The 11,210-nt window shown below is 36.2% G+C and carries 13 protein-coding genes; 4 read left to right on the top strand and 9 right to left on the bottom strand.

The window, feature by feature from the left end:
- Positions 1 to 37: 37 nt before the first annotated feature.
- Entirely contained in the window at positions 38 to 529 is a 492-nt protein-coding gene (locus GI584_RS06805) for a GbsR/MarR family transcriptional regulator (RefSeq protein WP_153790736.1), read from the top strand.
- Positions 530 to 922: 393 nt separating this feature from the next.
- Here the strand turns inward: GI584_RS06805 and GI584_RS06800 are convergent, their stop codons facing one another.
- The 3 genes from GI584_RS06800 to GI584_RS06790 all read right to left on the bottom strand — a co-directional run bounded on the left by GI584_RS06800 (position 923) and on the right by GI584_RS06790 (position 3,554).
- On the bottom strand, positions 923 to 1,780 hold the full coding sequence (locus GI584_RS06800; protein ID WP_100361393.1) for a hypothetical protein: 858 nt from the start codon (positions 1,778 to 1,780) through the stop codon (positions 923 to 925).
- A 263-nt stretch (positions 1,781 to 2,043) separates the two neighbouring features.
- On the bottom strand, positions 2,044 to 3,003 hold the full coding sequence (locus tag GI584_RS06795) for an alpha/beta hydrolase (protein WP_153790735.1): 960 nt from the start codon (positions 3,001 to 3,003) through the stop codon (positions 2,044 to 2,046).
- Between the two features lie 98 nt (positions 3,004 to 3,101).
- Positions 3,102 to 3,554: a MarR family winged helix-turn-helix transcriptional regulator gene (locus GI584_RS06790; protein WP_153790734.1), complete on the bottom strand. Its 453-nt coding sequence runs from the start codon at positions 3,552 to 3,554 to the stop codon at positions 3,102 to 3,104.
- Between the two features lie 95 nt (positions 3,555 to 3,649).
- Here GI584_RS06790 and GI584_RS06785 point away from each other — a divergent pair, with 95 nt between their 5' ends.
- Together GI584_RS06785 and GI584_RS06780 are read left to right on the top strand one after the other, a co-directional pair.
- Complete coding sequence (locus GI584_RS06785; protein WP_153790733.1) at positions 3,650 to 4,573, top strand: ATP-binding cassette domain-containing protein; 924 nt, start codon at positions 3,650 to 3,652, stop codon at positions 4,571 to 4,573.
- 12 nt (positions 4,574 to 4,585) lie between these two features.
- Positions 4,586 to 5,413 (top strand): ABC transporter permease, encoded by an 828-nt coding sequence (locus GI584_RS06780; protein ID WP_153790732.1) that lies wholly within the window; start codon positions 4,586 to 4,588, stop codon positions 5,411 to 5,413.
- A 44-nt stretch (positions 5,414 to 5,457) separates the two neighbouring features.
- On the opposite strand, the gene GI584_RS06775 is transcribed toward GI584_RS06780, so the two are convergent.
- Genes GI584_RS06775 through GI584_RS06755 form a run of 5 tightly spaced genes read right to left on the bottom strand, consistent with a single transcriptional unit; the run spans position 5,458 to position 9,535 of the window.
- Complete coding sequence (locus GI584_RS06775; protein WP_100361398.1) at positions 5,458 to 6,069, bottom strand: response regulator; 612 nt, start codon at positions 6,067 to 6,069, stop codon at positions 5,458 to 5,460.
- Positions 6,066 to 7,157 (bottom strand): sensor histidine kinase, encoded by a 1,092-nt coding sequence (locus GI584_RS06770; protein ID WP_194842145.1) that lies wholly within the window; start codon positions 7,155 to 7,157, stop codon positions 6,066 to 6,068. The genes GI584_RS06775 and GI584_RS06770 overlap by 4 nt, the downstream gene beginning before the upstream one ends.
- A 19-nt stretch (positions 7,158 to 7,176) precedes the next feature.
- The gene (locus GI584_RS06765) at positions 7,177 to 7,863 is read right to left on the bottom strand and encodes an ABC transporter permease (protein ID WP_100361400.1); all 687 of its coding nucleotides are present in this window, start codon (positions 7,861 to 7,863) and stop codon (positions 7,177 to 7,179) included.
- Positions 7,860 to 8,591 carry an ABC transporter permease gene (locus GI584_RS06760; protein WP_153790730.1) on the bottom strand — a complete coding sequence of 244 codons (732 nt, stop codon included), beginning with the start codon at positions 8,589 to 8,591 and terminating at the stop codon, positions 7,860 to 7,862. The genes GI584_RS06765 and GI584_RS06760 overlap by 4 nt, the downstream gene beginning before the upstream one ends.
- A complete protein-coding gene (locus GI584_RS06755; RefSeq protein ID WP_153790729.1) occupies positions 8,591 to 9,535 on the bottom strand; it encodes an ABC transporter ATP-binding protein in 945 nt (314 codons plus the stop codon). Before GI584_RS06755 ends, GI584_RS06760 begins: the two co-directional genes overlap by 1 nt.
- A gap of 176 nt (positions 9,536 to 9,711) precedes the next feature.
- Here GI584_RS06755 and GI584_RS06750 point away from each other — a divergent pair, with 176 nt between their 5' ends.
- The gene (locus GI584_RS06750; protein WP_194842144.1) at positions 9,712 to 10,398 is read left to right on the top strand and encodes a DUF998 domain-containing protein; all 687 of its coding nucleotides are present in this window, start codon (positions 9,712 to 9,714) and stop codon (positions 10,396 to 10,398) included.
- An 88-nt stretch (positions 10,399 to 10,486) separates the two neighbouring features.
- Here the strand turns inward: GI584_RS06750 and GI584_RS06745 are convergent, their stop codons facing one another.
- A complete protein-coding gene (locus tag GI584_RS06745) occupies positions 10,487 to 11,206 on the bottom strand; it encodes an AAA family ATPase (protein ID WP_153790727.1) in 720 nt (239 codons plus the stop codon).
- Positions 11,207 to 11,210: the final 4 nt, after the last annotated feature.

Genomic DNA, 11,210 nt, shown 5'->3' with positions numbered 1-11,210 from the left:
AAGAATGAAGAGATTAGAAGGGGGTTGTCATATTTTTATGACACAAGATGCTGATGCCAATTTAGAAAAAGTGAATAATCAAATTATTTCAGAGTTTTCCAAAACACTTGAAATGTTTTCTTTAAATAAAACAGAAGCTCAATTATTTGTTACGCTTTATTTACATGAGGCTCCAATGACTTTAGACCAAATGAAAGATGCCTTAGGTAAAAGTAAAACAGCAATGAGTTACGCAGTTCGCAGGTTACAGGAATTTAATTTAGTCGAACGTGTCTTTCAAAAAGGTGTGCGAAAAGACTTATACGAAGCTCGTGAGGATTTGTATAAGAAGTTCATGAAAACCTACGTTAATCGCTGGCTCGAGTCACTCAACCTGCAAATTAACAACTTAGCTGACATTCAAGAAGATCTGGATCGCTATCCTCACGAACATAAGGAATTGTTTGAGCATAAAATTCATGAAGCGATTTCCTTTCATCGTTCGCTGGAGCAAGTTTTTTCTAAGATAAAGAAGAATGATTTTCTTTAATTTTAGAAAAAATTTGCTTATAGCCAAGTGCTGGTGACAATCTTGGTTTTACTTGCATCGGCTAACGGCAGTTACATCCTGTTCGTCGTACTTTGTACATTCAAAATTTTCACTAAGTCGAAGTACTACCCTGCTAAAAAATTGTACTCCTAACGTGTAAAATAGGGACTAGCCTTACAGTAAATGGAATATCATAATTTTAGCATTGTATATTCCGGTTTCGAAATAAAAAGGAAACATTATCTCTTGGAAAGACACAGTGTTATGTCAACGAGAGATGTCATTCTTAGCTTGCATAAGAAAAGCGCAGGGCGCTCGGAGCTAGACAAATACGCAAATTTTATACTTTCTTATCGCACAAAAAATGGGACAAGCTGTCTTGTCCCATCCCTTTTACATCATCTCTTCCACTGTACCATCATCTTGATCAACAATATACCAGCCAATTGTTGCAGTATGACTTGTTTCACCATTGGAAACTAATTCATACACTTGGACGACGAAATTTCCATCTTCATTTTTGTGGTCCATTACAACATGAATATCACTATTTTGTGAGATATTAAGGTGTTCCCTTACTAAATCTTCTGCAGTTATCTCTGTAATTTCCCCAGTATCGGTTTCTGTATTATTGTCGGTATTGTTTTCATCTGATGCTTGATCTCCATCTTGTCCATTTTCACTATTTTCTCCGTTTAAATCTTCTGATCTTACTTCATTAACAATCCAGGAGTCTTCTGTTGATGTAATAACATATGTCATTCTTATATTTCCAATTAACTCATTTGATTGTTCCTGCGTTACCTCATATTCCAAATCATTCACTTGCTCCAAACTAAAGTCACTATCTTCTTCAAACCACACAGGAGCTTCAGTCGGAACCACATACACTTTACCATTGTCCTCTTCAAAATAGTGGGAAACAAACGAATCAGCCAAATCTTCTGACATAACATTCATAAACTCTTCTTTTAGTGCTTCTTTTGATTCATAGTCTGCTAAAGCACCATCATCCTCCGTATTTTCAATGACCGACATAAACCCATCTCGATAATCATGTAACACTTCTTTCGCTTGTTCTTCATCAAGCGTAGGTATTTCTTCCTCAGAAGAGTCTTCATTTTCTGCTGGTTCTTCTACTTCATTCTCTGGATCGTCTGTTTCATCTTCCTCTGCGTCATTTTGCGTACACGCCATCAATACAAGCGATAACAACAATAACAGAATCACAAATAATAATTTCTTTTTCATGTTAATTTTCCCCCATTTTTTCCATCAAATCTCAAAAAACTACTTAATTATACTATACCCTATTTCTAATAATAACAAACTATTTATCATCCTCCTATAATCCTTTATTACTATAAATATCATTTAATTTATTAATGTACAAGTCTATAAATCGTGGGATAAAGGTACTGCTTCTTGGTTATATACATTTATCCAAGAAAGAGCACTTTTATCCCCGAAAAATTCAATAGTAAAAAAGGTAGATGAGACGATCACCTACCTTTTTATTTTCCTATAAATCTAGTTAAAAAATCAGACAACATGGTTTGGTATTTTTCCCGGTGAATGGCATACGCTTCACCATGTCCGGCATCATCATATAAAAATATTTCTGCATGACTATTAGTCTGCTCATATAGTTGATTCGCCATTTCAAATGGAACAAATGTATCTTCTTTCCCATGAAAATACAGAATGGGTACCTGTGCTTTCTGTACCTGGTCAATTGCTGAAGCTTCCAAAAAGGAATAATCCGCACGTATATTGGAGACCATACTTGTTGTTGGTAATACCGGGAATGCTGGTAAGTTGTACATCCGATTCATCTGATATTGAAAAAGGTCATATACATTAGTATAGCCGCTATCAGCAACAACCGCTTGAACTTGAGGTGGTAGTTCTTCACCGCTTGCCATCAACATGGTACCGGCACCCATGGATAAACCATGCAAGGCAATTTCTGCGTCCCTGCCAACTCGTTCAATCACGCGATCTGTCCAATCTAACACATCTAGACGATCATGCCATCCAAAACCAAAATAGTCACCTTCACTTTGACCGTGCCCTCTCATATCAAAAAGAAAAATATTATACCCTAACTCTTCATAATAGTATTGGGCATATAATCCCATATCTGTTGCTTTCCCTAAATAACCATGACCGAAAATAACTGTTTTGTTCGTATCTGTTTTGGCCGGTAAATAATACCCCTGTAAGGTTAAATCGTCAAAAGTTTGCAGTTGCCATTCATCAAAATCCTGACTAGCCACCCAGTCTCGCCATCCGCCTTTCGTAAAGACATTCATCGCTGACGCAGATACTTCCAGATCATCATTTCCTTGTAAAAAAGTCTTTTGTTCACGTTTAATGGCGAGATTATAAAAATAGTTTCCAGCAAATAAATCTATTAATAATAGAATGGCAATAAGCGCTATCATTATTTTTAAACCTTTACCTATCTTCACAAAAAATCCCCTTTCGACATATTTATACATATTATAACAAGCATCTACTGTGAAAAGGGACATTTTTGCTGGAATCAACGGAAAAAATCGACAAATTATTACTCATCTATTGAGGACATGATCAAATTAATCGTCATAAACGCTTCTTTTAATGCTCTTTTATCTTTATCCGCTAATGTTGCGAAACGGTCTTGGACTATGTGGTAAAGAATCTGTTTTTTTTCATTTGAAAATTGTTTTCCTTTTTCCGTCATTTGAATATATGTTATACGACGATCCTTTTCGTCCTTGGTTTTGACAATAAACTCCTTCTCCATCAACTTTTGAATTAAAGGGGTTAGATTGGATTTATTAATATCTAATTTTTTGGCGATCTCCGCCATTTGTATTGGTCCTGCGTGCTCCACAACGTGTAACACATGGAAATGGGATGGGTGAAGTCCTTCTTTTCTAGTTATAGGGGATGTACCAAACATCTTTTTTGGCAATATTGGTAATACAGTTAATGCCTGTTCTACCAATTCATTTGTTAATGTATCTTGTTCTTTCATCTATTTCTCTCCCTCATATAGATTGACTTTATGCGATATACAGTAGATAATAGTTATTATAACATAACTATCTTGTTGGATAAGGAGGTTACATATTGAATTCTATCATTTCCGTAAAGGATTTAACAAAGACATATAAAAAAGTAGATGCGGTTAAAAAAATTAATTTTGATGTCAAAGAAGGCGAAATTTTCGGTTTTCTTGGTCCTAACGGTGCAGGAAAAAGTACCACGATCAATATGATTTGTACGATGCTCAAGCCAACTTCCGGTGATATTACCATCAATGAATATGATGCCAAAAAGCAAAAGGATGAAGTGCGTGCTAGTATCGGCATCATTTTTCAAGAAAATACGTTAGACGAAAAGTTAACTGCCAATGAAAATTTGAAATTACACTGTCGTTTTTACAATGTACCTAAAAATAAACGGGATGACCGAATTCAAGAGGTACTGGAGATTGTTGATTTAGTTGATGAGCAAAACCAGCGTGTCGAAGAATATTCTGGTGGGATGAAGCGTCGGCTTGAGATTGCGCGTGGACTTCTTCATTATCCTAAAGTCCTTTTCTTAGATGAACCAACTGTTGGACTTGATCCGAACACACGAGCACATCTATGGGAATATATTTTAAAGCTTAAGGAAAAAGAAGGAATTACCATGTTTCTCACGACACATTATTTAGATGAGGCAGAGATTAGTGATCGTGTAGCTATAATGGATCAAGGTGAGATTATTGCGATTGATTCACCAACTGCTCTAAAAGATCAGCTCGGTGGTGACATTATTGAACTGTCTACGGAAGATAATCAGGCTGCTTTGAAAGAAATTGAAGAAAAAATGGGAACCGTCGAAGTGAAGGTGGAAGACGATACGATTCATTTAAAGGTAGCAAGCAGTGACGCGTTTATCTCCTCTTTCATCAAGACATTGGAAATACCGATCACTAAATTAAATATCCGCAAACCAACATTAAATGATGTATTTTTAGCCTTTACAGGAAGAAAGATTAAGGAATAAGGGGGTAGACACATGGAAGGTATTATAGCAATTTGGCAGCGTGACTTAAAGAAATTCTTTCGAGATCGAGCAAGACTTCTTGGTTCATTCTCGATGCCGATATTGTTCCTGCTTATATTCGGTGGTGGTTTAAGCGGTACAATGGAAACGATGATGTCTGGTGGTTTTGGGGAAGAATCCAGTGGCTTTAATTATCTCGAATTCATATTTCCTGGCATTGTCGCCATGACATTATTAATGACAGCAATCTTTTCTGCGATGTCTGTGATCGAGGATAAAAACTTTGGCTATATGAAAGAAATTTTGGTTTCACCAATTTCACGGGTGAGTATTGCTGTTGGAAAAATGCTCGGTGCAGCTACGGTTTCAACGATTCAAGGTATGATTTTGTTTTTGCTTATTCCTTTTTTAGGATTATCGTACAGTATTATCTCACTGATTCAGGTCATTCCGTTTATGTTTTTACTAGGTGCAGCATTGTCTGGAGTCGGCTTGTTATTTGCCAGTATGATTAAATCCACACAAGGCTTTCAGTTGATTGTGCAAATTATTGTGATGCCAATGATTTTCTTATCCGGTGCTCTTTTTCCTATCAACAATATGCCAAGCTGGCTTGATGTGATTGTCAAATTTAATCCTGTTACATACGGTGTGGATGTGATGAAGAAGATTATGATTGATGTCGATAGTTTATCTCAAGCTGTACGAGAAACGATGGGGCTTAACTTAACCGTTTTTGGCAGATCAGTATCCGTGTTCGAGGAAATTTTATTTATTTTAGCATTCGCGATAGTGTTTGTGGCGATTGCTACGATTAGTTTTAAACGAGCACATGCGTGAAAAAGCCGGGTTTTGTCCGGTTTTTTTGTTACTGCTCTCCACTTTTATTCCTGCTCTCTTTGCCAATAATAGATTGCCAGTTGTGTTCTATCACGAATTTCTAATTTATCTAAAATTACAGAGAGCATATTTCGAACAGTTCCAACACTAAGGAAAAGCTGTTGAGCTATTTCTTTGTTCGAGAGACCTTGAGCAACTAGTTCAGCAATATCTGACTCTCGCGCAGTTAAACCTTCCAGTGCCTTTTTATCTGGTTCCATAATTGTCTTTAATACATCTGCATCTAAAATGGTTGACCCCGCTTTTAACGCCTTAATTTGATCTGCCATGCTTTCAATTGATGCTGACTTTATTAAATACCCCTCTGCCCCTGCCTTTAGTGCTAGTCTAATATTTTTTTCATCCTGAAACGTTGTTAACATCATAATTTGTACAGAAGGCCATTGTTCTTTTATTTTTCTTGTGCTCTCAATCCCACCCATTAAAGGCATTTGAATATCCATTAAAATCACGTCTGGTTGTTCTTTTAGACAACATTCAATCGCTTCTTGTCCATTTGTAGCTAAATTAGTAACTTCCAAATCCTCTTCTTTATCTAGAAGTAACTGCAAACTCTGACAAACAAGTTCATCGTCATCAACAATTAATATCTTCATGTGTTTAACCTCTCTTTATCTATTGGAATGACACAAACAACTAAAAACCCATCCTTTTGACTAATAGATAAGCTTCCTCCCATCGAGCGAGCCCGAATTCGTAACCCTCTTAATCCACTACCTGTATGACTAGTTTCCTTAACTATACCATTATCTTGAATGGATAGGCGCACTATAGATTCTGTTACTTGTAAATCTACTTTAACTTTTGTAGCATTACTATGTCTGGAAACATTCGTTAAAGTCTCTTTTAAGCAAACCTCTAACAGTCCCCATTTATGAGCTGAAACAAGTAACATGTTGCCCGTTTTATGAAAATCAATATCCACCAGTTGATAATTTTGCACAATGTTCTCTAAGATTTCAGCACCGATTAATGTAATTGGGGTCATGTTATGAACGGTATCTCTTAAGCTTTTCGTACTACGCTCTAGACGATTTCTGACTTCTTGAATAAGTTTCTGTGCTTCTTTAGGGTCCTCAATCCATTCATATGCCTGTAAAGCGAGTGATGCACCTGTTAAATCATGTCCTAAATGATCGTGAAGTTCTCTTGATATCCGATATCTTTCCATTATTTCTGCCTGTTGATAGACCGATTGATTTGCTTCTAATAAGTTATTCTTTATTCTTTCTAACTCATATCTATCTCTGCGCTGTTCATCTGCTTCTAATTTATATATTTCTTGATTTTCTAATGTAATAGATGAAAAGGTACCAAAAAAGAATGCTTGCAGATAATACCAAAACAATAAGTTTGACGGAGAGGAAGGAAAAAACACCCCAGCAAAGAATAAAAGAGAAAATAAGCCTTTTTTCTTTAAAGACAGTTCAAAAATAGGCAGTGCTAACCCATAGTAACCAATAACTGTACTTGGGAAAAACAGCAGACACATAATAGCATCCACTAAAACTGACCAAATCGGTAAAGGAAAACGCCACCGTAAACTTGTCATGATCAATAAAAGGAGGATCAGGATAAAAGAATTAATCGTCGTTTCCAAAATGATCCATAAATGAATTAAGACAGCTATATTTAGAAAGCGCCAAATATTCACATATAGCATTGGTTCTTTGAACACCTTCATCCTTTTTCCCCTCGCCTTATTAATAAATTTTTCTTGTGCTACCGATAATGAGAAAGATGATCGTATAAAGCCATAGTACACCATTAATCAGTAGAAAATCGAGGATATTTTCTCCAAAAACAACCCAATCCAGTCCTTCTGCTAGCCAATAGGTTGGGAATATAACAGCAATTCGTTTTAATAAATTTGGAAAAATTTCAATCGGTATCATTATCCCGCCTAGTACAACTACTAAGAAGATGAATGACATGTATATGAGAAAAGATATTTCTTTCCTTCTATAGATCGAAATCCACGCTAAAGCAATAGCAAGCGAAGCAAAACTAAAGGATACATATAAAAGTAACAACCAGACTGGCTGATATAGCTCTTGCCCAAAAAGAACGCCACCATAAACCACAATGCTACTTTGCAAAATCAAAATAATAGCATAAGCTAATAGATTTTGACTTAAATATTGAAAATGACTAACAGGAGTCACAGCTAATCTTTTAACTACTCCTTTTTCGCGATCCTCGAGAATAATAGAGGCTAAACGTATGCCAATAAATAAAATCAGAATACCGAAATATTGGTAACCATAGGGAATAAACGGCCAAACCTCACCTTCGGGTAAAAAAATACAAGCAATTGGAAATAAAGTGAGTAACAGGATATTTGTTATATTACGAAGGCTTCTTTTCAAGGCAAACTGAAAAATCGTCACGCTATTCTCCTCCTACCCAGTATAAGCATTACAATAAATAAGATACCTATCGCTATTATAAGAATATTTGCTTGAAACCAAGCCTCTCCTATATTAGATTGATTCATTTCATGTATAGCACCTAACGATAATGTCAGCGGATTACCATAAGACCCGAAAAAATCGAAAAATGCATTCTCAGGCATAGGGAAAAATAATCCCGCTAATACAATAAAGCCAACACCATATACTTCACTCAATCGTTCCGCTATTTTAAACTTTTTTACAGAGAAAGTGAAGATTAAACAGACGATACTAGACAGAATGGCCATTAAAGAAATAATATAGATCGTCCATACCCAATTCTCCCAAACAATCCCTAAAACAAATTGCGTGTATGTCATTAATATAACCCCTAGAAATATCGAAAAAGACGTTCCACACATCATAATCGAGAAAGCATACATTACTCTATTAAAGGGTAAAGAATAAATTCTAATTTTATACTCTGTAAAAAAGTCGTTATAAATATAAGAGATAACAATAGAACCAGCAAACAGTTGAAACACAAGCACCATGGTCATTGAATTTTCATTAATATAAGGTTCTCCCAACTCTGTAACAGAATCTGATAGAATAAAAGAAAAGACGGTGATCAAAATAATGGGTACGACAAGGAGTAGCAATAAAACGATATAATTTCTAAGCATCCTGATTGCCGTAAATTTTACTGTTGAAAGAACTCTCATTATTCTTCCCCCTTATCTCTTAATTGCTTCCCTGTTAGCGTTAAAAAGACATCTTCCAAATTTGGTTTATCAGCATGGATTCCCAGTACTCCTGCATGCTCCTTCACTAGTGAGATAATTCGATCTAAATTACCCGAACCAAACGTTGAAATAATTGTTATTTGACTACCAGATACTATGACTTTTTGAACACCTGCAACATTTTTCAGATTATTAATTGGGACTCTATCAGGTTCTGTAACATCGATCTTTATCTTTTCTTCATGCTGTACCGTTTCGATTAATTCATCTACTGTACCTTCTTTAATGATTTGACCTTGATCCATTATCACCACTCTGGAAGCAATCGCCTGTACCTCCTCCATATAGTGAGTTGTATATAAAATCGTCGTACCATTCTCTCTTAATCTTTTCACCGCTTCTAAAATATAATTTCTTGACTGTGGATCAATACCAACAGTTGGTTCATCCATGATAAGAAATTTTGGTTGATGTGTCAGTGCACAAGCAATATTTAATCTACGCTTCATTCCTCCAGAAAATTTGGTTGGTACCTTATCACCTTTATCGCCTAACCCTACAAATTCAAGTGTTTCTTCGATTCTCTTTTTCCTTTCATTACCTTTTAGTCCGTAGACTCCTGCAAAGAATTGTAGGTTTTCTTTCGCTGTCAATTCTTCAAATACTGTAATCTCTTGTGTAACAAGGCCTATTTTTTCCTTATTTTGATTGGAGAAAGGATTTTTTAACTGTCCGAAAAGTGCCACTTTCCCTCTTTCAAAAGGTGTCATTCCTGTTAAAGTTTGAATTAACGTTGTTTTACCTGCCCCGTTAGGACCAAGTAAACCAATGATTTCCCCTTCATAAATATCAAGATCAATATAATCAAGTACTACATCAGATCCATATCGTTTCACAACACCTTGCATAGAAGCAATAGTCATAACGTTCACCCTTTCTTTATTTTGTTATTTCCATTATCTCTATATCAATTTTTCATGAATAGTTACTTTTGTCATTAAATAAGCCCTTTGTGATTAGGGATATGACAAATGTAACTATGATCAAGATCTTTTTGCTATTACGATTAGGTATATATGATAAGAAGGGAGTGATGACTTTGACAGGTTTCAAGAAACACTGGCATTCACATAGGGTGACTAAATGTTTGCTTGGTTGCGGATTCTTTGGCTCTACAATGTTTGTGTTCGTTTTTCTAATTGATGGAATAACTCGGGCAGGTTATGACCCCATTTACCATCCAGTTAGTGCGTTAAGTCTTGGTAATAGGGGCTGGATCCAAATTACCAATTTTATGATAACTGGGATACTAACGATTGCTTTTGCTTTAGGGATGCGACGCTCGTTAAATCCTGGATCTGGTGCAAAATGGGGGCCATTACTGCTAGGCTTATTTGGAATAAGTCTGGTATTTTCAGGTGTTTTTGTCATGGATCCTATGCAAGGATATCCACCAGGAGCACCAACTGGGGTTTTTACAGAAGGAGTCAGTTGGCATCATTATGCACACGATGTATTCGGGATACTTGTGTTCACATCGCTTCCTATTACATGTTTTGTCCTTGCCCGTAGATTCTTAAAATCTGAGGGAAGAATCGGATGGACACTGTACAGCATTTTTACTGGTACGGTGATGCTGGTTCTGTTTATGTTCTTTGGGACACTCTGGGAGAACGACTCTCAATTTGCTGGCTTAATTCAACGAATAATGCTTATCACAGGTTTTGCATGGATCTCTTTGGTGGCGGCATTTCTGTATAGGAAATGCAAAAAGGTGTATGTATGAAATGGTATAAAATGACAAATATAACCCTTCCTTAATTTGGCAGGATAAACACACTAATTAGTATGGAAATCATTATCAAGGGGAGATCCTATTCTTCCTTGAAAATTTCATGTAAAAACCGCTTCCGATTGTCTAAAAAATGACGTGTGATCTGATAATGGTCAGTATCTTCATAAGCAACTTCCCGAATACTATCATCATCAAAACTAAAAATGATCGCCTCCGGATAGCCTAACAGAATGGGTGAATGTGTCGCAATAATGAATTGACTATTACCGTATGCTGATAGGTCATACAATATTCTCAAGAAAGCTAGTTGACGCTGTGGTGACAATGCTGCTTCCGGCTCATCTAATAAATAAATCGCTCTTTGATGAAAGCGATACCGAAATAATGATAAAAAGGATTCACCATGTGACTGATGATGCAAAGACTTTCCGCCATATGCCTGACTTGCCCCATCTATAGAATCAATGTGTGTAGCAAAATGATGAAACGTTTCTGCACGTAAAAAGAAGCCATTCGTCACTTTAGGCATCCACGATAATGTAATATAATCTCCTAATACTGATTGAGCTTCGTTTACATCGAAATAATTATTGCGTCCCCCACCAGCTGTATTAAATCCACACTTATCAGCAATGGCCTCAAGCAATGTCGATTTACCAGACCCGTTTTCACCGACAAAAAAAGTGACATTGCTGGTAACGTCAAGCTGATCCATTGTTTTTATGACCGGAATTGAAAAAGGATAGCTATCGTGATTAGGAAGCTTTTCTTTTTGCAAAGATACTCGTTTCAGATACATGTTT

The sequence above is a fragment of the Gracilibacillus salitolerans genome, from assembly GCF_009650095.1.
GTDB classification, from domain to species: domain Bacteria; phylum Bacillota; class Bacilli; order Bacillales; family Amphibacillaceae; genus Gracilibacillus; species Gracilibacillus salitolerans.
This window is presented reverse-complemented; position numbering and strand designations above follow the sequence as displayed.

Excerpts from the sequence above, each read along its gene's own strand:
- GI584_RS06800 (WP_100361393.1), bottom strand. The coding sequence starts at position 1,780 with ATGAAAAAGAAATTATTATTTGTGATTCTGTTATTGTTGTTATCGCTT.
- GI584_RS06760 (WP_153790730.1), bottom strand. The coding sequence starts at position 8,591 with ATGAGAGTTCTTTCAACAGTAAAATTTACGGCAATCAGGATGCTTAGA.
- GI584_RS06775 (WP_100361398.1), bottom strand. The coding sequence starts at position 6,069 with ATGAAGATATTAATTGTTGATGACGATGAACTTGTTTGTCAGAGTTTG.
- GI584_RS06790 (WP_153790734.1), bottom strand. The coding sequence starts at position 3,554 with ATGAAAGAACAAGATACATTAACAAATGAATTGGTAGAACAGGCATTA.
- GI584_RS06805 (WP_153790736.1), top strand. The coding sequence starts at position 38 with ATGACACAAGATGCTGATGCCAATTTAGAAAAAGTGAATAATCAAATT.
- GI584_RS06745 (WP_153790727.1), bottom strand. The coding sequence starts at position 11,206 with ATGTATCTGAAACGAGTATCTTTGCAAAAAGAAAAGCTTCCTAATCAC.
- GI584_RS06780 (WP_153790732.1), top strand. The coding sequence starts at position 4,586 with ATGGAAGGTATTATAGCAATTTGGCAGCGTGACTTAAAGAAATTCTTT.
- GI584_RS06770 (WP_194842145.1), bottom strand. The coding sequence starts at position 7,157 with ATGAAGGTGTTCAAAGAACCAATGCTATATGTGAATATTTGGCGCTTT.
- GI584_RS06755 (WP_153790729.1), bottom strand. The coding sequence starts at position 9,535 with ATGACTATTGCTTCTATGCAAGGTGTTGTGAAACGATATGGATCTGAT.